Annotated in this window: 23 protein-coding genes and 1 pseudogene; 14 read left to right on the forward strand and 10 right to left on the reverse strand. The window is 68.5% G+C overall.

Annotated features, from left to right (window positions below; genetic code table 11):
- Window positions 1-19: 19 nt before the first annotated feature.
- Complete coding sequence (locus ACU6XJ_RS01185) at window positions 20-1,294, reverse strand: hypothetical protein (protein WP_476305906.1); 1,275 nt, start codon at window positions 1,292-1,294, stop codon at window positions 20-22.
- A 176-nt stretch (window positions 1,295-1,470) separates the two neighbouring features.
- A complete protein-coding gene (locus ACU6XJ_RS01190) occupies window positions 1,471-3,849 on the reverse strand; it encodes a chitinase C-terminal domain-containing protein (RefSeq protein ID WP_476305908.1) in 2,379 nt (792 codons plus the stop codon).
- Between the two features lie 735 nt (window positions 3,850-4,584).
- Between ACU6XJ_RS01190 and ACU6XJ_RS01195 the strand changes: the two genes are divergently transcribed.
- The 5 genes from ACU6XJ_RS01195 (at window position 4,585) to ACU6XJ_RS01215 (ending at window position 10,545) form a co-directional block, all read left to right on the forward strand.
- Window positions 4,585-6,906, forward strand: coding sequence for a SulP family inorganic anion transporter (locus ACU6XJ_RS01195; RefSeq protein WP_476305910.1), 2,322 nt, complete (start codon window positions 4,585-4,587; stop codon window positions 6,904-6,906).
- A 212-nt stretch (window positions 6,907-7,118) separates the two neighbouring features.
- Window positions 7,119-7,946 (forward strand): methyltransferase domain-containing protein, encoded by an 828-nt coding sequence (locus ACU6XJ_RS01200; RefSeq protein WP_476305913.1) that lies wholly within the window; start codon window positions 7,119-7,121, stop codon window positions 7,944-7,946.
- Window positions 7,947-8,003: 57 nt separating this feature from the next.
- Window positions 8,004-9,431: an aminotransferase class V-fold PLP-dependent enzyme gene (locus ACU6XJ_RS01205; RefSeq protein ID WP_476313747.1), complete on the forward strand. Its 1,428-nt coding sequence runs from the start codon at window positions 8,004-8,006 to the stop codon at window positions 9,429-9,431.
- A 204-nt stretch (window positions 9,432-9,635) separates the two neighbouring features.
- Complete coding sequence (locus ACU6XJ_RS01210) at window positions 9,636-10,142, forward strand: hypothetical protein (RefSeq protein ID WP_476305915.1); 507 nt, start codon at window positions 9,636-9,638, stop codon at window positions 10,140-10,142.
- 49 nt (window positions 10,143-10,191) lie between these two features.
- On the forward strand, window positions 10,192-10,545 hold the full coding sequence (locus ACU6XJ_RS01215) for a DUF6234 family protein (RefSeq protein ID WP_476305918.1): 354 nt from the start codon (window positions 10,192-10,194) through the stop codon (window positions 10,543-10,545).
- Between the two features lie 119 nt (window positions 10,546-10,664).
- Here ACU6XJ_RS01215 and tesB read toward each other — a convergent pair whose 3' ends face one another.
- Together tesB and pyk are read right to left on the reverse strand one after the other, a co-directional pair.
- A complete protein-coding gene (gene tesB, locus ACU6XJ_RS01220; RefSeq protein ID WP_476305920.1) occupies window positions 10,665-11,609 on the reverse strand; it encodes an acyl-CoA thioesterase II in 945 nt (314 codons plus the stop codon).
- A gap of 165 nt (window positions 11,610-11,774) precedes the next feature.
- On the reverse strand, window positions 11,775-13,205 hold the full coding sequence (gene pyk / locus ACU6XJ_RS01225; protein ID WP_476305922.1) for a pyruvate kinase: 1,431 nt from the start codon (window positions 13,203-13,205) through the stop codon (window positions 11,775-11,777).
- Window positions 13,206-13,313: 108 nt separating this feature from the next.
- Between pyk and ACU6XJ_RS01230 the strand changes: the two genes are divergently transcribed.
- The 3 genes from ACU6XJ_RS01230 (at window position 13,314) to ACU6XJ_RS01240 (ending at window position 15,620) form a co-directional block, all read left to right on the forward strand.
- The gene (locus ACU6XJ_RS01230; protein WP_476305924.1) at window positions 13,314-13,637 is read left to right on the forward strand and encodes a VanZ family protein; all 324 of its coding nucleotides are present in this window, start codon (window positions 13,314-13,316) and stop codon (window positions 13,635-13,637) included.
- Between the two features lie 89 nt (window positions 13,638-13,726).
- On the forward strand, window positions 13,727-14,104 hold the full coding sequence (locus tag ACU6XJ_RS01235; RefSeq protein ID WP_476305926.1) for a hypothetical protein: 378 nt from the start codon (window positions 13,727-13,729) through the stop codon (window positions 14,102-14,104).
- Window positions 14,105-14,114: 10 nt separating this feature from the next.
- The gene (locus ACU6XJ_RS01240; RefSeq protein ID WP_476305929.1) at window positions 14,115-15,620 is read left to right on the forward strand and encodes an alkaline phosphatase D family protein; all 1,506 of its coding nucleotides are present in this window, start codon (window positions 14,115-14,117) and stop codon (window positions 15,618-15,620) included.
- Window positions 15,621-16,095: 475 nt separating this feature from the next.
- On the opposite strand, the gene ACU6XJ_RS01245 is transcribed toward ACU6XJ_RS01240, so the two are convergent.
- The 5 genes from ACU6XJ_RS01245 to ACU6XJ_RS01265 form a co-directional block, all read right to left on the reverse strand.
- Entirely contained in the window at window positions 16,096-17,559 is a 1,464-nt protein-coding gene (locus tag ACU6XJ_RS01245) for a DUF4153 domain-containing protein (RefSeq protein WP_476305931.1), read from the reverse strand.
- A gap of 67 nt (window positions 17,560-17,626) precedes the next feature.
- A complete protein-coding gene (locus ACU6XJ_RS01250; protein ID WP_476305933.1) occupies window positions 17,627-18,649 on the reverse strand; it encodes a sensor histidine kinase in 1,023 nt (340 codons plus the stop codon).
- Window positions 18,646-19,329, reverse strand: a complete 684-nt coding sequence (locus tag ACU6XJ_RS01255) for a response regulator transcription factor (protein ID WP_476305935.1) — start codon at window positions 19,327-19,329, stop codon at window positions 18,646-18,648. The genes ACU6XJ_RS01250 and ACU6XJ_RS01255 overlap by 4 nt, the downstream gene beginning before the upstream one ends.
- Before the next feature lie 73 nt (window positions 19,330-19,402).
- Window positions 19,403-19,735, reverse strand: a complete 333-nt coding sequence (locus ACU6XJ_RS01260) for a hypothetical protein (protein WP_476305937.1) — start codon at window positions 19,733-19,735, stop codon at window positions 19,403-19,405.
- A gap of 83 nt (window positions 19,736-19,818) precedes the next feature.
- Entirely contained in the window at window positions 19,819-20,469 is a 651-nt protein-coding gene (locus ACU6XJ_RS01265) for a DUF2461 domain-containing protein (RefSeq protein WP_476305938.1), read from the reverse strand.
- Between the two features lie 235 nt (window positions 20,470-20,704).
- Here ACU6XJ_RS01265 and ACU6XJ_RS01270 point away from each other — a divergent pair, with 235 nt between their 5' ends.
- The 5 genes and pseudogenes from ACU6XJ_RS01270 to ACU6XJ_RS01290 all read left to right on the forward strand — a co-directional run.
- Complete coding sequence (locus ACU6XJ_RS01270; RefSeq protein WP_476305941.1) at window positions 20,705-21,112, forward strand: trypsin-like serine protease; 408 nt, start codon at window positions 20,705-20,707, stop codon at window positions 21,110-21,112.
- Between the two features lie 191 nt (window positions 21,113-21,303).
- Window positions 21,304-21,537, forward strand: a complete 234-nt coding sequence (locus ACU6XJ_RS01275) for an RGCVC family protein (protein WP_476313749.1) — start codon at window positions 21,304-21,306, stop codon at window positions 21,535-21,537.
- The gene (locus ACU6XJ_RS01280) at window positions 21,503-21,661 is read left to right on the forward strand and encodes a DUF6307 family protein (RefSeq protein WP_476305943.1); all 159 of its coding nucleotides are present in this window, start codon (window positions 21,503-21,505) and stop codon (window positions 21,659-21,661) included. Before ACU6XJ_RS01275 ends, ACU6XJ_RS01280 begins: the two co-directional genes overlap by 35 nt.
- Window positions 21,662-21,678: 17 nt before the next feature.
- Entirely contained in the window at window positions 21,679-22,950 is a 1,272-nt protein-coding gene (locus tag ACU6XJ_RS01285) for a N(5)-(carboxyethyl)ornithine synthase (RefSeq protein ID WP_476305945.1), read from the forward strand.
- A 334-nt stretch (window positions 22,951-23,284) separates the two neighbouring features.
- Window positions 23,285-23,734, forward strand: a pseudogene (locus tag ACU6XJ_RS01290) (S1 family peptidase); the annotation flags it as partial.
- Window positions 23,735-23,932: 198 nt separating this feature from the next.
- On the opposite strand, the gene ACU6XJ_RS01295 reads toward ACU6XJ_RS01290, so the two are convergent.
- Entirely contained in the window at window positions 23,933-24,595 is a 663-nt protein-coding gene (locus ACU6XJ_RS01295; RefSeq protein WP_476305947.1) for a peptidylprolyl isomerase, read from the reverse strand.
- 274 nt (window positions 24,596-24,869) lie between these two features.
- Between ACU6XJ_RS01295 and ACU6XJ_RS01300 the strand changes: the two genes are divergently transcribed.
- Window positions 24,870-25,568 carry a S1 family peptidase gene (locus tag ACU6XJ_RS01300; protein WP_476305949.1) on the forward strand — a complete coding sequence of 233 codons (699 nt, stop codon included), beginning with the start codon at window positions 24,870-24,872 and terminating at the stop codon, window positions 25,566-25,568.
- Window positions 25,569-25,608: the final 40 nt, after the last annotated feature.

The following is a 25,608-nucleotide window of genomic DNA, read 5'->3' on the forward strand; positions in this document are numbered from 1 at the left end:
GGTTACGCGGCGGCAGGCATCACTTCGTCGGGACCCTGCCGGTCCGGTTGTAGGTGAACCACTCGTCCAAGGTCCACTCGCTGACCGGCTTCATCCGCTCCTTGCGGGGAGCGGGCCGGGGGTCCTCCGGCTGCTGCGGCGGCGGGTTGGCACCGGGGGGCGGCGGCAGGGGGTTGCCCGGCTCGGCGGGAGGCGGAGTCTCGCCCTGTGCGGGGGGCGGGATGGGGAGACCCGGTCCTGGCGTCAGGTTGTCACCGGGCACCGGCCTGCCCACCTCGCTGGGCGGAGCGCCCGGCGGGAAGTTCGCCCCGGTTTCCGGCAGGGTGTCGGTCTGATCGCCGCTCTGCACGGTCATGGCGAGGGCGATCCCCACGCTGGCCGCCACGCCGAACATCGCCAGCACCAGCCGCAGCGGCACCTTCCTCGACAAGCCCTTCCGCCCGCGCGCAGGGGTCAGGCGGACCGGTGCGGCTTTGCCGCCGGCGACCCGGCGGTCGGTGGGTCGCTTGAGGCGGCGCTTGTTCGCCTCCTCCGCGGCGCGGCGCACGGCCTCCGGTGTGCGGGACGCCGTCCGAGCGGCACCATCGGCCGCTGCCGCCTGCCGCAGGCGAGCCACGATGTCGTCGGCCTCGGACGGACGCTTGCCCGCACCACCGCGGGCGGCCCTCGCCGCTTCGTCGGCCGCGCGGCGCAATCTGGTCACCGCGTCTTCAGTCGCGCTGCGGTCCGTCCGACGCGACCTCCGCGCGGGGTCAGTTGCTTCGTTGGTGGCCTCGGCAACGCGACCCGCGGCGTTCTCGGCTGGACGCGCCGTGTCATCGGGGGCGTCGGAATCGTCGGCCGCGGTCAAGTCGATGGGGTCCAGGCGGTCCTCGTCGGGGCGCCCGGCGGCTTCCGCCAAGCGGCGGCGCACCTCTTCCCATGGCATCGGGGGCTCGGAGCCTCCGCCGTAGGGAGGCAGAGAGATCCGCTCGTCCACATCGGACCGGGTGACGGTGTCCGCCTCCTCGCGGGGCGCGGGCGCCTCCCATTCGGTGGACTGCCGGAGGGCGACCAACCGCACGGGGCGGAGGCGGCCGTGGGTGCCCTGTTCGGACAGGTGCCAGGCGTCCGAAGGGGGCATCGCCGAGGCGCCGTCCAGCGCCTCCGGTTCAGCCTCCGGGGCGAACCAGTCGTAGCCGGTGCCCACGCGGTGCGGAGTGAAGTTCGGACGAATGCCCTGCCGAGCCAACAACTCCTCGATGCTCACCGCGGGAGTTGTCTCATCGCCCCAGGCCGACCTCGTCGTCGCCACCTATCGAACCCCTCTCGGCTAGACCATCACGCACGCACAGCGCAAGGCCCATCCTGTCACTCATTTAGGGGTATGACGTGGCATCTTTGAGGCATTTTTGGCGATGAGGCGCCAAGCCGGGGGCCGTGGTGGCATGGGACGCGCCCATGCCACCACGGTATCCCTAGGGGCGTGGCTCAGCAGTTGCCGAGGTCTCTCCACACGCCCCATTCACCTGTGGTTCCCGGCTCCTCACCCTGGGTCCACCACTTGGCCTCCCACCGCTTGCCGCTGTGGGACACCCGGTTGCCGCCGTTGTAGGTGGCCGCTCGGTCCCACACGGGGTCCGCGCAGGCGGGCGGAGCGGTCGTGGAGGTGGGCACCGACGACGTCGGCGTGGCTCCGCTGCCCGTACCCCGCGGATAGTCGACCAGGCGCAGCGAGTAGTTCGTGCCGCCGATGTTGACCGTCCAGTTCGACGGCGTCGCTATCGGCAGGTAGTACTGCAACTGGATGTCGGCGCTCGCACCGTTGCCGATCGCCTGCGGCAGGCGGAACGACACCCGGTGGAAGTCGCCCTTCAGGCCGCCCACGTTGCCCCGGGTGGGGTGATCGCTCTTGCTGATCCGCAGCTGCGCCCCGGACTGGTCGGTCATCGTGTTCGGCGCCGAGGTGCCGTAGTCGAACTCGAAGGTCGTGCCCGAGGGCAGCGACGCGCCGGACCGGTTGGTGATGCGCATCTTCGGGTTGATCGGGTAGTTCTGGTCGCCAAGGCGGAAGTTCACCAACTCGACGTTGATGTCCTTCGCCTGTGCGGGCACCGTACCGTTGGACTTCTTGTTGTTGTACGGCGTGGCCGCCTTGAACTTGTCCGCCCACAGCGAGGTCAGGGTGTCACCGATGTAGTGCTCGCCCTTGCCGCCCGCGCCGTTGTCCCGGTCGGGGTAGAAGTCGTAGTCGCCCGCAAGCTCCCAGAACATGACGCCGCCGATGCCCTTGTCGACGATGTACTGGGCCTTCTTCTGCACCGACTCCTCGTCCTCGGTGGAGAGGAACACCTTCTTCTGGCTGTTCCACAGCCACGGCGCGGTCAGCGTGCTGTCGTAGTGCCGCGAGTAGGTGCCGGTCAGCTTGTTCTTCTCGGCGTTGGGGTCGTCGACGTAGTCCTTGACGTAGCTGCCGAGGATGCCCTTCTCCAGGTTCTTCGCGTGCCACATCGGGTTGGAGCCGGACTCCTGCTCGGCACCGCTGGTCTCCAGCTTGTCGTGCCACAGGTTGTCGATGCCCTGCGCGCCTTCACCGCAGCCGACCTCGCCGGTGCCGGTGCCCGGCGGGCAGTTGTTCTGGTCCGCCGCGTCCGCCTTGCCCCACAGCCCGTTCGTGCCGCCGGTGACATTGCGCCAGCCCCGGGTGTAGTACGGGGCGCCCACGTTGATCCGCCCGGACTGCATCGCGCCGCGGAAGTAGTGGTAGGCCCAGTCGGTGTTGAGGTAGCCCAACCCGCCGTACACCTGCTCGGTGTAGACCTTCCAGTACGCGAGCTCGGAGTCCTTGCCGTCGTCGTACAGCGCGGCGTTCGGGCCGACGAAGCCGTTCCACGAGCCGTGCAGGTCGTAGGACATCATGTTGGCGAAGTCCAGGTACTGCGTGACCTGGTAGGTGTCCACGCCGCGCAGCAGCCAGCCGGAGGCGCTCACCGCGGCGGTCAGCATGTAGTACTTGCCGTCGGCGATGCTCGCCGCGTCCAGCTTCTCGCGCAGCACCTTCATCAGCACCGCGTAGCTGGCGACCAGGCCGCCGCGCCGCGCGTTGGAGACCGGGAAGTCCGCGGGGTGCCCGGCGTCCTTCCACGAGGTGGCGTACTCGTAGTCGATGTCGGCGCCGTCGAAGCCGTACTTGCGCAGGAACTCCACGGTCGAGTCGGCGAAGGTGTTGATGCCCGCGGTGTTCACCGAGCCGTCGGCGTTGGTGGTCATCGTGTAGAAGCCACCGCTGTTGAGCCGGGTGCCGTCCTCCTTGAGGTAGCCACCCGTCTCGGCCCAACCGCCGATGGAGATCAGCGAGCGCACGCCGGGGTTCTGCTTCTTGTACTTGTTGATCAGATTGAAGTGCCCCTTGTACGGCAGGCTCGGGTCCATCTCCGCGCCCGGAACGCCCGGCCACTCCATGCCGGTCGCCGGGTTGTTCGGACCGTCGGCGAGCACTCCGACCTTGTTCTGCTCGTTGACGTGCGCGAACGCGTAGTTGATGTGGGACAGCTTCTTCCAGGGGATGTCCTTGGCCAGGTACTGGGCCTGACCGTTCTTGCCGGTACGCCAGCCGGTGAAGTAGCCGATGACGCGGCGCTTGAGGTCGTTGGCGAGCTTCTCGCGGCCGTCGGTGTCATAGACCTGGCAGTAGTCGGGCTGCTTGCCCGGCGTGGTGTAGAGACCGTCGGGGCGACAGTCTTCGGGAGCCACGGCGGTCGCATGCGCCACCGGGACGATCTCCGCGGCCGGGCCTCCCACGGTCGCGGCGACCAGCCCGGTCACCGCGGCCAACAGGGTGACCACGGGTACCAATCTTCTTCTGAACACGTCCCGTTTCCTTCAGTCGAGGCGGCGGCCATCGATCATTAGGGCTTGCTGCGCGCCCTTTGTCCGCATTACGAGACAAAGTGGACGCAAATGCGCGCATGGCGCCGGGACGAATCGACTCGGCAGGGTCGACGAGCCTTTTCCACCCGGCAGGGATCGGGTAGTCCAGAAAAAGTATGAGGCCTAGACCAATACTGTCAATAGGTCTGGACCAATGACATCAAACGGGCATGTCGCATCGGAGACACCCCCTAGCTGAACCGGTTGTCTTAGCTCTAACGTATCCCCCCGCAACGGGCACTCAACGGGAGCGGACACCGATCGGGAACCCGGAGGCAAGATCCACGTAACCCGGCTGCCGTACTATGGCCCCATATCGAACGGGTGATATGTGTATCACAGTTCAATTAAGGTTGTGATGATGGCAGCAGGTGTAAACCCGACGCGGCGAGTGAGGTGTTCGTGACCTGTAAATCGCTCTCCAACATACGGGCCGCCCGCCTCCGGCAGGCGCTGGTGATCGCCCGCGGTGTCATCGCAGATCATCGGCGCGGCCGTGTCGAGGCCGAGCCCGACCCCGGCGGGCCCGCCCGGTTAGCCCTCCCTTAACCGACCTTTACCGCGCTGCGCATATCGCATGCGCGATCTTCAGGTCGTTCTCGATGAAAGCGCTGCCGGCGCGGGCGGCGCCTCGTTGAATCGGGCAACCGGGCCAAGTCAAAAAGGAGACAGACCGTGCTGAAGGCACGCAAGCAACTGCTGTACCTGGAAGACCAGAAGCGCATCGGCGACACCGCGCCGCACGAGAACAGTCCCCCGCCGCGAGCGCGCCTGGGCACCATCCTCCGGCACGACCTGCCCGCCTCGCTGGTGGTCCTGCTGATCGCCATCCCCCTCTCGCTCGGCATCGCGGCGGCCTCCGGCGCCCCGCTGGTCGCGGGCCTGATCGCCGGTGTCGTCGGCGGTATCGTCGTGGGCGCACTCGGCGGGGCACCGCTGCAGGTGAGCGGACCCGCGGCGGGCCTGACCGTCATCGTGGCCGGGATCATCAACCAGTTCGGTTGGCAGAAGGCCACCTTCATCTTCGTGGCCGCCGGTTTCGTCCAGTTGCTGCTCGGTGTGACCCGAGTGGGACGGGCCGCCCTCGCCCTGTCCCCCGCCGTGGTGCACGGCATGCTCGCCGGTATCGGCGCGGTGATCGTCGTCAGCCAACTGCACGTCGTGCTCGGCGGAAAGCCCCGCGAATCGCTGCTGGAGAACCTCGCCGACCTGCCCCGCCAACTCGGCAACTTCCACGACCACGCGGTGATCGTCGGCCTGATCACCATCGCCGTGCTGTTGATCTGGCCCAAACTTCCCAAGCTCAACACGGTCCCCGCACCGCTGGTCGCGGTCGCTCTTGCGACATTCGTGGCCAGCTACCACAACTTCGACCCGGCGCGGGTCGACCTGCCCGCGAACCTGTTGAGCAGCATCGCACTACCCACGATCCCCACCGAGAACTACGGCGGCGTGCTGATCGCCGTGCTCACCATCGCCATCGTGGCCAGCGTCGAATCACTGCTGTCCGCGGTCGCGGTGGACAAGATGCACTCCGGCCCCCGTGCCGACCTCGACCGCGAACTCGTCGGCCAAGGCACCGCGAACATGGTGTCCGGCCTGCTGGGCGGGCTGCCGGTCACCGGTGTGATCGTGCGCAGTTCCACCAACGTCGCCGCGGGCGCCAAGACCCGCGCCGCCGGCATCATGCACGCCATCTGGATGGCCATCTTCGTGCTGGCGCTGGGCAGCGTGCTGGAGCTGATCCCGCTGGCCGCGCTGGCCGGTGTGCTGGTGGTCATCGGCGCGAAGCTGGTCAACCTCGGCCACATGCGCCAACTCGCCAAGCACCGCGAGCTCATCGTGTACGCGGTGACCTTCGGCGGCGTGATGTTCCTCGACCTGGTCCAAGGCGTGGTGCTCGGTGTCGTGGTGGCGCTGGTGCAGGCCCTCTACCGGCTCACCCACTCCAAGGTCTCGGTGGAGAAGCGGGACGGCCGGACCTGGCATGTCACCGTGCGCGGCACGCTGGTCTTCCTCGGCGTCGGGCGGCTGATCAAGGAGCTTCGGGAGATCCCGGACGGCTGCCGGGTCGAACTGGACCTGCACATCGATTTCCTCGACCACGCCGCGTTCGAGGCGATCCGCGAGTGGCAGCACGGCTACGAGAACCGAGGCGGCCAGGTCGTCATCGACGAGGTGCACGAGAACTGGTACCACGGCGCGGGCAGCAAGGGGGCCGACCGCCGCAAGTCGCTGCCGGGCGCGCTGCCGCGCTGGTTCGCACCGTGGGAGCACTGGCAGCGGGACGACCTCGCACCGGCCCGCAACGGCAGCGGGAACGGCAATGGCCAGGTGGGCCACCATCCGATGCTGATGCGCGGCATGCACGAGTTCGCCCGTCGGGCCGCCCCGCTGGTGCGGCCGTTCCTCGCCGACCTCGCGGTGAACGGCCAGCGGCCGACGCAGTTGTTCATCACCTGCGCTGACTCCCGCATCGTGCCCAACCTGATCACCAGCAGCGGGCCAGGCGACCTGTTCACCGTGCGCAACGTCGGCAACCTGGTGCCGCGGGCGGACGACCTGGCAGGCGACTCCTCGGTCGGCGCGTCCATCGAGTACGCGGTGAACGTGCTGAAGGTGAGCCAGATCGTGGTCTGCGGCCACTCGCACTGCGGGGCGATGCAGGCGGTGATCAGCGGCGCGGCCGATCCGGCCTCCCACCTCGGTGCCTGGCTGCGCTACGCCGAGCCCAGCCTGATCCGCTTCCACGAGACCGGCATGCGGTTCGGGTCCGGCCCGGAGCAGGCCCCGCCGGTGGAACGGCTGTGCGTGGCGAACGTGCTGACGCAGCTTGACAACCTGATGACCTTCCCCGCGGTCCGCAAGGCCACGGAAGAAGGCGACCTGCGCCTGGTCGGGATGTACTTCGACATCTCGGCGGCCCAGGTGTTCCTCGTGGACAGGGCGAGCGGCGAGCTGAGCTCGGTGGGCAACCCGACGCCGTTGCCGTCCTGAATCGTCCGGTGAAACGGGCGGGCGCCTACCAGGTGCCCGCCCGTTCGCAATCCCACAACCGGTGGGTATCCCCGCTGCGGTGCGTAGATGGCTATAGCCGCTTGGACGTATTCAACGCGGCCGAACGTGTCTAATCCTGGACAGGTCCATCTTTTTCCGCCCGATTGGTGCCAGGGTCGGCGCAAGCCACTTTCCAGAACGGCGGTAGCGCCATGAGAGCACCAGAGCTGACCAGGCAGGCACCGGAGGTCAGGACACGCCCCGATGTGGTGGCGATGGTGCTCGGGGAGGCCGCCCAGCCGGGTGGCGCCACGCTGACCCGGCGGCTGGCGTCGGTGATCGGGCTGATGGACGGCCAGCGGGTGCTGGACATCGCCGCGGGCACCGGTGGCACCGCCCGCCAACTCGCCACCGAGCACCAGGTCACGGTGCTGGGCTTGGACCAGCGGGAAAACGCGGTGGAACGCGCCGACGTGCTGGCCGACCAGGCGGGGCTGGCCGCGCGGGTGTCGTTCTTCGCGGGCACCGCGACCGGCATCCCGATGCCCGACAACACCTTCGACGCCGTGTTCTGCGAGAACGCGCTGCGCACCTTCCGCAACGCGGGCCGCGCCTGCACCGAGATGGCCCGCGTGCTCCGCCCCGGCGGGAAGATCGCCATCAGCGACGTCACGGTCGCCTGGGGCGGCATCCCCGCCGAGTTCGGCAGCCTGGCCCGACACCTGCCGTGCGTCGCGCACGCCCGTCCGCTGGAGGAGTACGTCGACATCCTGGCTCGTGCGGGCATGCAGCCGCGGTTCGTCGAGCGCCACGACCACGAGTTGGCGCAGCTCATCGCCGACGTGGAGGTCGGCGTGAAGCTGATCCGCGCCAGCGCGCCCACCCGCCTCTCAGCCGCGGGTGTCGACGCCGACGCCGTCCTGCACCTGGCCGAGTTGGCCAAGCAGGCCGTGCGGGACGGCAAGCTCGGCTACGCCTTGGTGGTGGCGCAGAAGCCGGTGTTCCCCGGCCCGGTGCCGCTGCCGCGCGCGGGCTCGTGAGTGCGTTCTGGTCCTAATCGCCCGCGCCGGTGAGTGCCTAGGCTTCCTCGTGTGGAGATGTCGTCTGAGGAGTTCCGCCGCGTCGGGCACCAGGTGATCGACTGGATCGCCGACTACCGCTCGCGGATCGAGCAATACCCGGTGCAGACCACCGTCGAGCCCGGCTGGGTGCGGTCCAGACTGCCTGCCGAGCTGCCCGAACAGGGCACCGGCTTCGACGCGCTGCTGTCCACCATGGACGAGGTCATCGTGCCCGCCAACACGCACTGGCAGCACCCCTCGTTCTTCGGCTACTTCCCCGCGAACTCCTCCCTGCCCTCGCTGCTGGGCGACCTGCTCTCGGGCGGTCTCGGCGTGCAGGGGATGCTCTGGTCGACCTCCCCCGCCTGCACCGAGGTCGAGCAGCACCTGATGGACCAGCTTGCCCTCGCCATGGACCTGCCCGCGGAGTTCACCTTCCCCGGCGGGGGCGGCGGGGTAATCCAGGACTCGGCGTCCTCGGCGTCGATGGTCGCGCTGCTGGTGGCCCTGCACCGGGCCTCGGACGGCAAGTGGCGCCAGTCCGGCGTGGACGGCACGGAGACCGTGTACGTCTCGGTGCACACCCACTCCGCCGTCGAGAAGGCCGCCAGGGTCGCCGGTCTCGGCGCCGAGGCGGTCCGCGTCATCGAGGCCGACCCGTCCACCCAGGGCATGTCGGTGCGGGCGCTGACCGAGGCACTCCGGGCCGACGTTGCGGCGGGCCGACGCCCGGTGATGGTGTGCGCCACGATCGGCACCACCAGCACCGGCGCCGTCGACCCGGTCCGCGCCATCGCCGAACTCTGTCGCGCCCACGGAAGCTGGCTGCACATCGACGCGGCCTGGGCGGGTGTGGCCGCGCTCTGTCCCGAGCAGCGGGGCCTGTTCGACGGTGTGGAGCTGGCCGACTCGTTCTGCACCAATGCCCACAAGTGGCTGCTCACCGCGTTCGACGCGGGCCTGTTCTGGACGCGGGACACGGCGGCGCTGGTCGAGTCGATGACGCTGCTGCCGGAGTTCCTCCGCAACGCCGCCACCGAGTCCGGCGCCGTGGTCGACTACCGCGACTGGCACGTGCCGCTTGGCCGCCGTTTCCGCGCCCTCAAGCTGCTGGCGGTGCTGCACTGGTTCGGGCTCGAGGGCCTGCGCGCGCATCTGCGCCGACACATCTCCCTCGCCGAGGACCTGGCCTCCGCCGCCGCGGCCGACGCACGGTTCGAGGTGTACTCCCGCTCGCTGTCGCTGGTCTGCCTCCGCGTGGTCACCGGCCGCGGCCTGGACGCCGACAACAAGGCCACCAAGACCGTGCTGGCCGCCGTCAACGCCACCGGCAGGGCCTTCCTCACGCACACCGTGGTAGACGGGCGCTATCTCATCAGGGTCGCCATCGGCGGCGTCCTCACCGAGCGCCGCCACGTCGATTCGCTATGGGAGCTGCTGCGATCCGCGGCGCGTGATTCTTGACCCCTATCGGGTAATGGCGGTCCATCGTGCCGCGCGTTACGTTGGAGTCACTGGGGGAAGTACATTTCGCGTTGGTTGAAGCGCGTCATTCATTCGTGTGGCAATTCAGCTTCCCCCGGATGAGAGCGATCGGGGGAAAGCTCAATGTTCACTACGATAAAGCGTCTTTCATCGGCAGCGGTCGGTTTGGCGCTGGCAGCGGTAGTGGCGGCACCGCTGGGTGCGTCGGCCGCGCCCGCCGGGCCCAATCCCGAGGCGTGTCTGTTCAACGCGCCCGCGGCGGCGGGCGGATTCGGACACGCGGGCTGGGCGGTGACCAACGGCGGCGACACCTGGGTTGGCGGCGCGACCGAGGTCAAGGACAACGAGCACAAGGAAGCGGGCAGCTGGCTGATCAAGACGCACAGCAGCGCGGGGGCGATCTGGGATGCGTTCAAGAACCGACCGGAGCGCCGAGGCACTCCCTACACGCGGTTCCGGTGCAAGGAGGTGGACTGGGGCCATAACAACCGAGCGGCGTTCGCCTTCGAGAAGGCGATGGGGCGCGATTACCACGTCGTGCAGGACAACTGCCTCACCCGTTCCATCGAGGCGTTCAAGGCTTTCCACGACCGCATCGCGGGCGACGCGGTCGGCCAGGGTGTGCGGCCGAATGACTACTTCGAGAATTACCTCGGCGCGCAGGGCTGGGGTCCAATTCGAGGCATGTGAACACGCGGCGCTACGATGGTTTTCTTCGGCGATCGTGAGGTAAGTATTTGTGAATTCCGAACCGAACCGGCGAACGACACCCGCGGCGGTGGCGGGTGTGCTGTTGATGGACGCGGTTCTCCTCGGCGTCGGCTACTTCCTGGTGTCCATGATCATGGGGCACGGTGAGATCGACGCCGACAAGCGCCCCGCGGAGTACCGCCAGACCGTGTGGATCATGGTGGTCGTGCTCGCTCTCGTCGTCGTGACCTTGGTGTGGGCGATTCGCGGACGCCACAGGCCTATCGCGTGGATACAGGGTGTCCTGGCGGTGGCCTTGGCCGTGCTGCTCGCGCTGCACGTGTATTACTCGAACCACAACGACTCCGAGCCGTACCTGCCGCCCGCCGTGGGCGGGCCGTAGGTCGGGGCCGCGAAACCCTTAGGCCTTGGCCGTGACCGAACGGTCGAGGGAGACGAGCCGAGCTCGCTGGATGAGGTTGGCGCCGCGCGGACATGCGAGGGTCGGCTGGCCGACCAGGGTCAAGAACGGTCGAGTACGCGAAGCAGGCCCTCTTGGACGACGGTGGCGATGAGGCTGCCGTCGCGGGCGTAGAACCGGCCGGTGGCCAGGCCTCGGCCGCCGGAGGCGCTGGGCGAGGCGCAGTCGTAGAGGAACCACTCGTCGGCGCGGAACGGGCGGTGGAACCACATCGCGTGGTCCAGGCTGGCGCCGAGGATGGGGTCGATCCCCCAGAACACGCCGTGTCGCGCCAGCACCGCGTCCAGCAGCGTCATATCGGAGGCGAAGGCCGCCACGCAGACGTGCAGCAGCCGCTCGTCGGGCAGCGTGCCGTCGGCGCGCATCCATACCTGGTTGCGGGCCTCGCGGGGGCCCTTCTCGCGGGAGATCCACGCGGGCTCGGTGACGTAGCGGATGTCGATCGGCCGCGGCATCTTCGCGAAGCCGCTGAGCTTCTCCACGCCCGCGATGAGCTCGCCGTGCGTGGGCAGCGACTCCGGGTCGGGCACCTCGGGCATCGGCTCGGCGTGCTCAAGGCCGCCCTCGTCCAGCTGGAACGAGGCCGACAGCGTGAAGATCGGCTTCCCGTGCTGGATGGCGGTGACCCGCCGGGTGGTGAACGACCGGCCGTCGCGGACGCGGTCCACGTCGTAGACGATCGGCACGCTCGGGTCGCCCCCGCGGATGAAGTAGGCGTGCAGCGAGTGCACCTGCCGCTCCTCCGGCACCGTGCGGCCCGCCGCCACCAGCGCCTGACCCGCGACCTGGCCGCCGAACACGCGCATCGGCGACTGCGATGGGCTCACGCCTCGGAAGATGTTCTCCTCGATGCGCTCCAGGTCCAGCAGCGCGACCAGCCGGTCCAGGATCGGCTGGCCGTGCGGCACGCCATCGGCGGCGAGCGGCGGCGGGCCTGCCTTCTTGGCTTCCGGGTCCTGCGCGGCTGCCCTGGCCATCTCGGTCACGTGCACTCCTGCCTCAGGCCCGCCGGGGTGCTCCCGGCTGGTTCCACACTCACGGCGAACAGAATAAGCGCTTGCTCAGTTCGCTCGAGTGCACAGGGCTGAGGCGTGACGAAGGTCCCCCACGATCGAGCTTACGGGGAGGGTCCGACATTTCCGGCAGACCGGTCAGGCGTGGTCTTCCTCGCCGAGGCGGTGCACGCGGATGAGGTTGGTCGAGCCGACGGTGCCAGGGGGCGAGCCCGCCACGATCACGACGAGGTCGCCGGGCTGGTAGCGGCCGATGGACAGCATCGAGTGGTCGACCTGGCGGACCATGCGGTCGGTGGAGTCCACCTTGGGCACCAGGAACGTCTCGGTTCCCCAGGTCAGGGCGAGTTGGCTGCGCACCTCGGGCTCGGGCGTGAACGCCAGCAGCGGCAGACTGGTGTGCAGCCGGGCCAGCCTGCGCACCGTGTCCCCGGACTGGGTGAACGCCACCAGCGCGGCGGCGTTGAGGCGCTCGCCGATGTCCCGGGCCGCGTAGGAGATCACGCCCCGCTTGGTGCGCGGCACATGCGACAGCGAGGGGATGGTGTCCGGCGTGGACTCCGTCTCCACCGCCTCGATGATGCGGACCATGGTGCGCACCGACTCGATCGGGTAGCGGCCGACGCTGGTCTCGCCGGAGAGCATCACCGCGTCGGTGCCATCCAGCACGGCGTTGGCCACATCGGAGGCCTCAGCCCTGGTGGGACGCGAGTTGTTGATCATCGAGTCGAGCATCTGGGTGGCCACGATGACCGGCTTGGCGTTCTCGCGGGCGATCTGGACGGCCCGCTTCTGCACCACCGGCACGTACTCCAGCGGAAGCTCCACGCCGAGGTCACCGCGGGCGACCATGATGCCGTCGAAGGCCAGCACGATGGCCTCCAGGTTGTCCACCGCCTCCGGCTTCTCCAGTTTCGCGATCACCGGGACGCGGCCGCGGCCGACCCGGTCCATGACCTGGTGGACCAGGTCGATGTCGGCGGGCGAGCGGACGAAGGACAGGGCGATGAAGTCGGCACGCAGGTTGAGGGCGAACTCCAGGTCCTGCACGTCCTTGTCGGACAGCGCGGGCACCGAGACGTCCATGCCGGGCAGTGAGAGGCCCTTGTTGTCGCTGACGGTTCCGCCCTCGGTGACCTCGCACACCACGTCGGGGCCTTCGACGGCGGTCACGACCAAGGCCAGCTTGCCGTCGTCGACCAGCAGCTTGTCACCGACGCGGGCGTCGTTGGCGAGGCCCTTGTAGGTGGTGGAGACGCGGTCGTGGGTGCCGGGGATGTCCTCGACGGTCACCCGCACGATGTCACCGGTCCGCCATTCCACCGGTCCGGCGGCGAACCGGCCGAGGCGGATCTTGGGGCCCTGCAGGTCGGCGAGGATGCCGACGGCCCGCCCTATCTCGTCCGAGGCCTGCCGCACCATGTCGTAGACCTGCTTGTGGTCGGCGTGGCTACCGTGGCTGAAGTTCAGCCTGGCCACGTCCATCCCGGCCTCGACCAGCTCGCGAATCTTCTCCGGGGTCGAGGTCGCGGGGCCAAGGGTACACACGATCTTCGCGCGACGAGTCACGCGATAAGCCTAGCCGCCCACTGCTGGAACGATCAGGAAGACCGGTGGAATCGCAATAAATGTCTCGGTGTACGGACAAGTAACACCAAATGCAGGCACGATCGTGTGGTGCGCCGTCACATTCCGTTCCTGTTTGTCTTCGCGCTGAGCCTCGTGATGCTGTTCTCCCCCAGCTCCGGCACGCTCCCCACGTTCCCCGGCGCGGACAAACTGGTGCACACCGCGCTATTCGCCTTGCTCACCTATACCGCGCTGCGGCGCGACAGCATCCCGCATCCGGTGATCATGCTGACGGCCTACGCGGTGGCCAGCGAGATCCTGCAATCCCAGCTGCCGATCAACCGGTCCGGTGATCCGGCGGACTTGCTGGCCGACGTGATCGGCATAGCCGCGGTCGTGTTCCTGGTCAGGTGGCACCGCCGCGCCGGTTGAGGTTCACCGACTGTTCGCCGCCGCTTGACACCGGTCGCGGCATCGGGCAGACACGATCGTCTGCGACATCGCTGGGGAATGGAGCGCCAATGCTTCGGAGCTGGGCCCTGCTCGCCGCCGTCGTGACCCTGACCTCCCTGTCCACCGCGGCCACCGCGGACGCCGACTCCTCACGGTGCACTGTGGACAGTGCCTGTGCGGGCAAGGCCACCTTCACCTCCTACGGCGAGGTGCTGAAGGTCTTCGACCAGCAGGCGGACGGCCATTCCGCGGTCGCCCTGTACTGGCTGCCGGACGGTTCCGGCCCGCACCAGGTGTGGAGTTCCGGTGGCAACGGCACCAGCGTCACCGCGAACCTGGAGCTGCCCGAGGGCAGCTGGATCCACTACTTCGTCTGCCTCGGCGAGGGCGGCCCGAAACAGGTGCTGACCGAAACCTGCGGCGCAGGCGTCACCGACTACGCGTGAGGGGCCCGGTATGTCCACTGTGAACCGTCGATTGTTCCTGGGCGCGGGGCTTGCCATCGGCGGCGCCGCGGTGCTGTCGGGCGCCCCGATGGGGGCCGCCGCGTTGCGGTACCCGTTCGAGTTGGGGGTCGGCTCCGGTGATCCGCGCCCGGACGGCATGGTGCTGTGGACGCGGCTCGCGCCCACCCCCCTGATGCCGGACGGCGGCATGGGCAGCCAGGTCATCACCGTGGAGTGGCAGGTGTCCGAATCGGACACCTTCGCGACGCTCGTGGCCTCCGGCACCGAGCAGGCCGTACCGGCCGAGGGCCACAGCATCCACGCCGAGCCCCGCGGGCTCGCGCCGGGCCGCGAATACTTCTACCGCTTCCGTGCCGAGGGCCACCTCTCCCCAGTCGGCCGCACCCGGACCGCGCCCGCGTCCGGCACCGAGCCGTCGAGCACGAAGTTCGCGGTGGCCTCCTGCCAACACCTGGAGGAGGGCTGGTACCACGCCTACCGCGTGATGGCCGCCGACCGTCCGGATCTGGTGTTCTTCCTCGGCGACTACATGTACGAGAAGAAGTCCGGCCAGACCGGCCTGGTCCGAGGCTATGTGGAGTTCGACGAGGTCAACGTGCTGTCGGAGTACCGGTTGCGCTACGCCCAGCACCACCTGGACCCCTACCTCAAGCAGGCGCACGCCGCCGCGCCGTGGCTGGTGGTCTTCGACGACCACGAAATCCACAACAACTGGGCGGGTGCGGGCACCGCCACCCCGGCGCAGCGCAAGAAGGAGGCCTTCCAGGCGTTCTGGGAGAACATGCCGCTGCCCAAGTCGATGAAGCCGACGACCTCGGCGATCCCCCTGTACCGCCGCGTGCAGTGGGGTTCGGCGGCCACCTTCCACCTGATGGACACCCGCCAATACCGGTGGGCGCAGGCACCGGCGAACAACTGCGCCGAGATCACCCGCACCGACCGCACCCTCACAGGCACCACCCAGGAGCAGTGGCTGCTGGACGGTCTCGCCCAACGCTCCGCACGCTGGGACTTCCTCGCCCAGCAGGTGTTCTTCGCTCAGAAGGACGCCGACGGCGCCGCCTCCACGTGCGATGTCAGCACCGACGCCTGGGACGGCTACCGCGCCAGCCGCCAGCGGATCACCCAGGGCTGGATAGATCGCGGCGTCCGCAACCCCGTGCTGCTGACCGGCGACGTGCACCGCGCGTGGGCGAACAACCTGCGCCTGAACTACTTCAACCACTCCTCACCCATCGTGGGCAGCGAACTGGTCACCACGTCGATCACCTCCCGCAGCAGCACCACGGTGCCGCCCGAGTTGGCGCAGAACCCGCACCTGAACTACGTCGGCCACCAGCGCGGCTACCTCCGCGGCACGATCACCCCCGCGACGCTGACTGCCGAGTACGTGATGATGTCCTCGGTCACCGAGAAGGACCCGGCGAAGGTGACCTCCTCGGTGACCAAGCGCTTCGTGGTCCAGGACGGCCGTCCTGGCGTGGTCGCGTCCTGACCCGCAGCGGTCCGGTACCGGTTCCCGATGCGACGTGTGCGGGCTGCCCGGTTGATGGTCCGGTCGGCCCGCTGCTCGACGGTGCGCCTATCGGATGCTCCACTGCTGGTGGCCGCCGTGACAAGGCCACTGCAGAACTCCCGCACCGGGGTTGAAGCTTGCGTGGTCGACCTCGAGACACAGACCGCTGTGCCGGGCGACCACGGAAACGGGGCTCGCTGTCACCGCCGCGGGCGATGCCGCTGCCCGCGCGGAGCCGACCGCGGCCCCAGCGGCCGAGGCGGTCCCCGCCGTTGTCACAAGCAGGAACATCGCCGCGGCGATGGAACTTACGAGGCTGCGCCTCATGAATGACTTCACTGATTCCCCTCTGATGAACCACAGGTCGGCTGATGGTGCCGCCGTCGAGTGCCGGCAGGCAGCAGTCGGTCCGCTGAGCGGACCCGACATGTCAACCAAGGGGTGCGGCCTGCGCCTAGCGGGCGCTCCAGCGGGAGAGGTTGAAGCCGCGCCAGTCGTCGTCGTGGCCGAGGTCGATGCGGGAGCGGATCTCGGCGCGTTCCTTCTCGGGGAGGCGGTTCAGGGCGGGCACCACGTCGGCGGAGAGGGTGGACAGGTACCAGGTGTCGATGCGCTGGGTCGCCTGGTAGCGGTCGATGTTGCGTTCAGCGATGAGTCGCTCGGGGTCGACGACGGCCAGCGTGAGCAGGGCGGCCATGGCGGTGCCGACGATGGCGGTGGGCAGCCATCGGGTGCTCAGCCGGATGCCCGCGGCGATCACCAGCAGGTAGACCACGCCGAGCCACACCTCGCAGGTGAATACCAGCACGCGGAGCACGGTGAAGCCGTAGGCCTGCTGGTAGACCCACATCCGCGACAGTGCGGAGGCCACGATGACGAGGGTGAGGACCGACAGCGCGCCGAGCAGCCCGCGGAACCAGGCACGGTCCGATGTGGACTCGGTGGCGGCCCACCGGGCGGCGACGCCGAGCACCGGCAGGGTGAGGATCGTGACCGCCATGAGCTGCCAGAACCCGCCGCGGGCGTATCCCGCGTAGGTCAGGCCCTCGGTGCGCAGGACGTGCTCTCCCCCGCCGAACAACACGGTGACCTGCACGGCGACGAACAACGCGAACAGCACCACGAGCAGCCCGATGGGCAGCGCCCATTCGACGCGGCGCAGGGTCCGCCGCTCGGCGGCGGCCCGCTCGGTGAGCGCGGGCGAGCGCAGCATGGTGAAGCCCGCGCCGAGGGTGGCGATGCCGACGGCGAAGAACAGGAAGATCCACCGGGCCACGGTGGGGCCGTCCAGGGTGGGCAGCACGGCGGAGATGATGCGGTCGAAGCCCTCGTCGGCGGAGGCGAACAAGGCGCCGAAGACCAGCAGCAGCACAACACTCACCCCCACCGACCCGAGCAGCCGGACGCCCGCGGCGTTGCGCTCCAGTCCTTTGAGGCCCCTGGTCGTCCAGGGCAGCGCGCGCAGCGCGGCGAGCGGAACGGACACCGCGGCGAGCACCAGCGCCCGCACGGTCCGGCCGCCCGCGACGGCGAGTGAAGCGGCGACCAGCGCGGTCAGCACGCACAGGACGAACAGCCAGGGCGCGGCGCGGACCGCGCCGACCGCGAGCAACGCCAGGCCCGCGAACGCCCACGCCGCCCGGTCCCAGTGTCTGGCGAGGACATCCCCCGGGTCGTCCCACAGTCCGTTGACCTTGGCCGCGACGAGCAGCGCGGCCGTCACGACGAGTCCGAGCAGCACCCAGCCGATGCCCGCGCGGTCGAGCGGCACCAGCACGGCCGCAGCCACACCGGACGCCGCGGCAGCAGAGAGGACCACGGGTGCGGACTTCGTGGCCGGTGCGGGCCAGAACCTGTCGAACATCGGCGGTGGTGGCGCATACATCGGCATCGACGGGATCTGCGGTGTGCTGGTCATGACGTCTCCAGGTGTGCGAAACCAGCCGCTCGACAACAAGGCGAGCGGATCAATGGGAACAGAAAATTCAGTGCCGGTGACCGGGAAGCGTTATCCGAATTCGACAGGAGCCGCTGTTTCCGCGGGAATCGACCAGCTCGATGCGGCCGCCGTGCAGATCGACCACCCAGCGGCAGATGGCCAGGCCAAGCCCGGTGCCGGTGGTCCGCGCCGGTTCCCCTCGGGTGAACCGTTCGAAAATGCGCGAGCGGTCCTCGGCCGGAATTCCCGGCCCCTCGTCCTCGACCTCAATGGTCGGCCGGTCCCCGCCGGTTGCGGAAATGCGCACGGTGCCGTCGGGCGGGCCGTGTCGGACGGCGTTGTCGAGCAGGTTCAACACGACCTGGTGCAGCCGTTCCCGGTCGGCGTACACCGTGGCGTCCTCCGGGGTGACAGCCACTTCGAAGCGCGCCGTGCGGCCCATCGCGACCGCCGCCACCTCGGCTTCCTTCACCACATCGGCCAGCAGCAGCGCGACCGGAAACTCCTCGCGGTCCAGCCCCTGCACCCCGGCGTCGATGCGGGACAGGTCGAGTAGTTCGGTGACCAGGCGGCCGAGTCGCTCGGTCTGCGCCAGCGCGGTGCCCAGCGTCTTCGCATCGGGTTCGGCGACCCCGTCCACCACGTTCTCCAGCACCGCCCGCAACGCCGAGATCGGGGTGCGGAGTTCATGCGAGACGTTGGCGATCAGCTCCCGCCGCTGCCGATCGGCGGCCCCGAGGTCGGCGGCCATCTGATTGAACGCGTCGGCCAGCTGCCCGACCTCGTCGCGGGCGGTGGCCCGCACCCGCCTGCTGTAGTCCCCCGCCGCCATGGCCCGGGCCGCCGCCGTCATCTCCCGCAGCGGTTTGGTCATGCCGTGCGCCAGGATCTGCGAGGTGACCAGCCCGAGGATGATGGCGGTCACCGACGTCACGTGTGGAATCCAGCCCATCACGGACCAGAAGTAGATCAACGCGATCCCGCCCGAGGCGACGAGCAGGATGCCCAGCTTCAGCTTGATGGACCGGATCGGATCAAGCGGCCGGGGCAGTTGGTCGAGCAGGCTCACCGCGGCACCTCCAGCGCGTAGCCGACGCCATGCACGGTCCTGATCAGCTCCGCCCCCAGCTTGCGCCGCAGCGCCTTGATGTGGCTGTCGACCGTGCGCGGCGTCGAGGTGTCCGCCCACCCCCACACATCGGCGACCAGCCGTTCCCGCGGCAGCACCGCCCTCGGTCGCTCGGCAAGGTGCAGCAGCAACTCGAACTCGGTCGGCGTCAGATGCGCCTCCGTCCCCGCGTAGGAGACCCGACGCTCCACCGGATCGATCTCCAAATCCCCCAGCACAATGCGTCCGTTGTCGCTGTGCGCCGCCCGGTCCACCCTGCGCAGCAGGGCGTGCACCCTGGCCGCCAGCTCCCGAATCGAGAACGGCTTGGTCAGGTAGTCGTCCGCCCCCACCCCGAGCCCGATCAACACATCGGTCTCGTCATCACGCGCGGTGACCATCAGCACCGGAATCGGCCGCTGCGCCTGAATCCGGCGACACACCTCGATCCCGTCGAACCCGGGCAGCATCACATCCAGCACGACCGCGTCCGGCCGGTGCTTCTCGGCCGCGGCGACCGCGGCGGGCCCGTCATACGCCAGTTCCACCAGGTACCCCTCGGCGCGCAGCCGAGCCGCGATGGACTCCGCGATGATCGGCTCGTCCTCCACGACGAGAACAAGCCGCTGTTCTCCACCCATGCCGCGACTCTAAGCACCGTCGGTGAAGACGGCAGTCACAAAGTGTGGAGATTTCGTGGAGACCCGCTCCGAGTCAGATTCGGCCCTTGCCCACGCGCCAGGTGAAGACGTCCGCGCTCAGGCCGCATTCGGAGAGGAACTCGGTGAGCACGGCCTCTTGGTCCTGGGACTCCTCGGCCCACAGCTGGGTGCCGGGGAAGGGGTTATTGAGCTGGCGGGCCAGTTCGATCTTGAGGCCGGAGGGGAACTGGAGTACGGCGGCGTCGACCATGTCGAACTCGTCCAGCCTGCGTTGGAAGCGCAGCCGCAGCCTGGCGGCGAGCTCGGACGGTTCCAGGCCGAGCACGGCCAGCGGGATCGCCTGTCCAACGGGCCAGTCGCCGCGTTCCACCTGTCGCAGAGCCACCGGTTGCTCCCTCCTCACGCCGGATGTGAGCCTGGCGTGATCAACGATCCGGGTCAACCGGCCACCCGGTGAACGATAGACGCTCAGTGACGGTGATCGCTGACCCCGATATGACTTGCGGCCCAGTCGTTGAACTCCCGTACTTCACGCCACGCCTGGCGGACCCGGTCCGCGCAGATCGCCTCGTGCAGGACGTCGTCCGGTTCCCAGCCACGCATGACGTACACGGATTTGTATCGCAGCAGGTCCAGCCGCGGGTGGTCGGGGGCGACGTCGCGGGGCCTGGTTTTGAGCTGTTCGCCGAGCACGGACCAGCCGTCCTCGCGAAGCGTGTCGAGTATCTTCCGCAGCTTGCCGCCGCGGCGCGCGTCGGCGACCGCGGTGCGGTAGCGGGCCAGTTGGTCGGGGGCCATGTGGTAGCTGCCGCCGCCGACCCGCATGCCTGCGGCGCTGACCTCCACGTAGTAGGCCCCGCCGCCGCGGCCCTGTTCGACCACGCCGCCGCAGTGGGTCTTGTACGGCGACTTGTCGCGGGCGAACCGGACATCGCGATAGGGGCGGAAGACCTTGCCCACGCCGAATTCGCTTTCGAGCTCGTCCAGCAGCGCCCGCATCGGCGCGGCGACGTCGGTGTCGTAGACGTGTTTGTGGTCGGTCCAGTAGGCCTTGGAGTTGTCCGCCTCCAGACCGTCGTAGAAGTCGATGGCGTGCTCACCGAAGCCGCTGAATCCCACCCGGACACCCTATGCCTGTCCCATCTGGGCCGGCGTTGTCACCTACGGGACCTCCCTCGCGGTCAACAGGGAGCGCTCCGGATCTCGCTCCCGCCGCCGCCTCCGGATACGAGCGCCTTGGCCGGAGTCCCTGCATTCGCTCCGGAGGATTCATGCGCATTCTGCTCGCCGCCCTGTTGGCCCTCGGCTGGCTTCGCCCGCCGCGGCCGACGAGCGGGACGTCGGTCCGCTGATCGTGGACGGCGACCCGGCTTCCGAGACCTATCCGTGGATGGTGTCGCTGTACGCGCACGGCAACCACTTCTGCGGCGCCGTACTGGTCGGCTTCGACCAGGCGGTGAGCGCGACCCCGATCAAGCGGGCGGCTTCGCGGCCCTCGGTGGGCGCGGCGACGCGGATCATCGGCTGGGACAGACCTGTCCGGAATACGGCTGCACCGATCAGCAACTCGGGCTCCAAGGGCGCCTGCTACGGCGACTCGGGCGGACCCGCGGTGGTGAAGGGCGTCGGAGGCTGGGAGCTGGTCGGCACCACCAGCCGGACGGGCGGCGGCAGCAACCTCTGCGGCGCGGTCCCGGCGATCTACAACGACACCGTGCACTACGAAACGTGGATCAAACAGATCATCGGAGAAGGCACCTGAGCTGACCGGTATCGGCAAAGAGGCTGACCGCAGAGCGCTCCGACACGGTGACTCGGAGCGCCCTGCGGGGTGTAGTGTGAGGCTTGCGGGAGCACTTCGAGCGCCGGTAGTCACATCGGTGTCGTTCCCGCTGCTCACCAGCACCGGCCGATTCGGCCGGGAAGGGAGCTCCGGCATGGCGTCGGGCTCACATTGTCGAACATCCAACATCGCCGCTCGCCGAGTCAGGCGTCACGGTTAGCAATTTCAGCGACCCCACCTGTGCCACGTGTCCACATCCGTGGGGCAATCACGATCGAATCGCCGTCCGCTACTGCACCGCGACCGCGGCAGGCCGGTTCAACCGTGGTTGTGTCTGTGCCGGAAAAACACCAGAGAAAGAGGAATCCGATGTCGGTAAAGTTCGGAAACATCTCCCCCTATAGTCGTCGTCTCAACCTGGTCACGGAGACCCTGAAAAAGAACTCGACGCTGAGCGACAAAGCCTGTTCCGAAGTGGCCGTGCATGTGCTCGACGCACTGGACCACATCCCGGAGACCGTACGCTGAGCCGCCAGGGAGTCCATGTGGAGCCGTTCCGGCTCGGTATCATGTGCCAGTCGCGCAAAGAGAACGAGCGCAGACTGCCGATCCACCCCTTACACATCAACCGGATCAGCCCCGACCTGCGTGGACGCGTCTACCTGGAGCGTGACTACGGTGCACGGTTCGGCGTATCTGATGAGCAGCTGGCGCCGTATGTTGCCGGGCTACTCCCCCGTGAACAGCTCATCGCCGAGTGCGAGGGAATTCTGCAAATCAAACCCCTCGCAGCGGACATCGCTGAATTGCGGGCAGGCCAACTGCTGTGGGGATGGCCGCACTGCGTCCAGAACACAGAGATCACTCAGCTGGCCGTCGACCGGCGATTAACGCTCATTGCCTTCGAGGCGATGAACCACTGGACCGCCGACGGCGGATTCGGGCTGCACGTGTTCCACAAGAACAACGAGCTGGCGGGCTATTGTTCGGTGCTGCACGCCATGGAACTCATCGGCAGCACCGGCAATTACGGTCGCAGGCTGAAGGCCGCGGTGATCGGTTTCGGCGCGACGGCACGTGGAGCGGTGACGGCGCTGAGTGCCCACGGTGTGCACGATGTGCACATCCTCACCGCCCGCGGCGTGACGGCGGTCGGTTCGCCGATCCACTCGGCGCGCATCGTCCACATCGACCACGACGACGCCGATATCCGCCGCAGCCAGGTGCACAGCGACGGCAAGCGGGTGCCGCTGGCGGCGTTCCTCGCCGAGCACGACATCGTCGTCAACTGTGTGCTGCAGCAGCCCGACGCGCCGCTGACGTTCCTCGTCGAGGAGGACCTGGCCGCCTTCAGGCCGGGCAGCCTCATCATCGACGTGTCCTGCGATGAGGCGATGGGCTTCAGCTGGGCCCGCCCCACGACCTTCACGGAGCCGATGTTCACGGTCGGGGACAACGTCAGGTACTACGGCGTCGACCACACCCCGTCCTTCCTGTGGAACTCCGCCACCTGGGAAATCAGCGAGGCCCTGCTGCCGCACCTGCGGACCGTGCTCGCCGGACCGCGGGCATGGGAGTCGGATGAGACGGTCCGGCGGGCCATCGAAATCCACAACGGTGTCATCCGGAACCCGAACATCCTGACCTTCCAACACCGTTCACCGCAGTACCCGCATCCGGCCTACGAGGACGGCGCTCGGCCACGCCTGTACTCCGTGGGCGGGAACGGCGCGGCCCCGAGCAGCACCCGATCGACTGCGCCACACCTTTCTCCGGACGGTGCGGCTGCGATCGCCCACCAGGCCCCCACACCGTGATCGGTTCCCCAAGCGGGGTGGTGCGGCGGGCGGCGACTCGCCGTACCAGGTAGCGGGACTGGCCGGAGCCTGTCGTATCTGGGTCAGGTTCGTTGCGTCCCAACGTGGTGGGGAGTGCACTAGGTGTGCTCCGGTCTTGCTCCCCGCCGCCGCCTCCGGATTCGGGCATGTCGGTCGGAGTCCCTGCATGCGTACCGGAGGACCCATGCGCACCATCCTCACCCTGCTGTTGATCGTCGGGCTGGCCTCGCCCGCCGCTGCCGACAGGACGGGCGTTCACCCGCTGATCGTGGACGGCGATCCGGCCACCGAGACCTACTCGTGGATGGCCTCGATGCAGACCGGGCCCGGCAGGCACTTCTGCGGCGGGGCGCTGATCTCGCCCCGCTGGATCGTCACCGCTCTGCACTGCGTGCAGGGCATCGGCAACTTCCAGATCCGGGTCGGCAGCACGAAACGCAGTTCGGGCGGCGAAGTGGCCAACTCCTCGGCCGTCGCCGTGATCACCGGTGACTTCGCGATGGTCCAATTGGACCGGGCCGTGAGCGCGGCGCCCATCCCCCGCATCCCGGCCACTCCCGCCGATGGCAATGCCATCCGGCTGATCGGTTTCGGGCAGACCTGCGCGACGCCGAACTGCGGCGGGCTGCCGGAGGACCTGCGCCAGCTGGACACGACGGTGCTCCCCGACGGCGACTGCTCGGGCATCGACGGCCCGAGCGAACTGTGCGTCGCCAACGTCGGGCACAAGGGCGCCTGTTACGGCGACTCGGGTGGGCCCGCCGTGGTCAAGTCCGCCACCGGCTGGGTGTTGGCCGGTACCACCAGCCGGGCTGGCTACAACAGCTCCACCTGCGGCAAGGGCCCGGCCGTCAAACCCATGTGGTGGCCTACGAGGAGTACATCAAGCGCTACGAAAACACCTGATCAGAGACCGTGGGTGGTAACCGACGCCCACGCGTCGGTTACCACTCACTGGTGTCTAGCAGCGGATGTGGACGTCGGAGATGAGCACCGGCTTGGCGGGGGCGCCATCCTTGGAGCCTTCGGGGAGGATGCCGCCCGCGAGGATCGCGTCCAAGACCTCCAGGCCCTGGGTGACCTTGCCGAGGATGGTGTAGGCGGGCCAAATGTCGGCGTTGCCGTGGACCATGAAGAACTGGCTGCCGTTGGTGTCGGGGCCCGCGTTGGCCATCGCGACGGTGCCGCGGGGGTATTCCTCGTCCTCGGTGAGTTCGTCGGCGAACTTGTAGCCGGGGCCGCCTTCGCCCTTGCCGGTCGGATCGCCGCACTGGAGGACTCCCAGGCGGGGGTGGTTGGTGAGGCGGTGGCAGTTGGTCTTGTCGTAGAAGTCGCTGCGGGACAGATGGATCAAGTTGTGCACGGCGCAGGGGGCGTTGGCGCGGTCGAGTTCGATCACGACGTCGCCGTGGTTGGTCTTGAGCACGGCCGTGGCGGTGCCCTTGCTCAAGGCGTATGGGAGGGGTTTGCGCACCGGGCGGGCGGCGGGGTCGTCGGGGGTCGGGATGAACTCACATTTGGTGATGATCGCTTCGTCGCCTGCTTCGGCGGACTGGGCCGAGCCGACGGGCAGCACACACAGCAGGGCGGTCGCGATAGCGAGCGCTGACCAGCGAATTCTCATGCGGCAGAACCTAGCCGGGGGTGGCTTCGCCCGATATGCGCCGAACGCAGGCACCTGTTTCGCTTTTGCGCCATAACGCTGCCACCCATGCGACACGGCGTTGACGCGGGCGCCGATCATCGGTCCACTGGAATAGCTTCGGCCTGAGATGTTGGTCTTTCGACTTTTCGCCGCCTCCGAAAGCCCCGCATGCCGAAGTCCCTGCACAGCATCGACCGGAGGAGTCATGCGCCCACGGCGGCGATTCAGTGTTGTCACGTTCCTGGTTTCCCTCTTGCCGCTCGCCATCGCCATACCGCAGGCGAACGCGATCGAGCCCTACATCGTGGACGGTGACCCGGCCACCGAGGGCTACCCGTGGTCGGCCGCGATCCTCACGCCCAACGACGAGTACTTCTGCGGCGGCACGCTGGTCTCCCCCACCTGGATCGTCACCGCGACCCACTGCACGACGGCGGCCGAGAAGTTCGTGGTCCGGGTCGGGGACCGCAACCGGCACGCCGGTGAGTTGCGCGAGGTCAAGTCGACCGCGTTGATCAACCGCGACCTGTCGGCGGAGCTTGCGTCGCCGGTGAAGGCCACGCCCATTGCCCGCGTGCAGCAGGCCTCGGCGGCGCCGGGGACGGCGGTGCGGATCATCGGCTGGGGCATTCTCTGCAAGCACTACGACGACGACCCGAGTTGTCTGCCCGGCCCGTCGGACCTGCGGCAGTTGGACACGACGGTGGCCCAGGACAGCGGCTGCCGGGGCAACCAGTACGACCCCACCATGGAGCTCTGCATCTCCAACGTCGGCCGCCGCGGTGCCTGCTACGGCGATTCCGGGGCCGCCGCGATGGTCAAGCAGGGCCAGGGTTGGGCATTGATCGGCATCACCAGCCGCGGCACCCAGCGGGACTGCGGCCTCTCCCCCGCGATCTACACCGACACCTTCTATTGCGAGGCGTGGATCAAGCAGTACGCGGGCCAGTAGCCACCCGGTAGGGGAGTCTGCTCCCCCGGGTGAGGTCCCG

Source organism: Actinorectispora metalli, assembly GCF_056323685.1.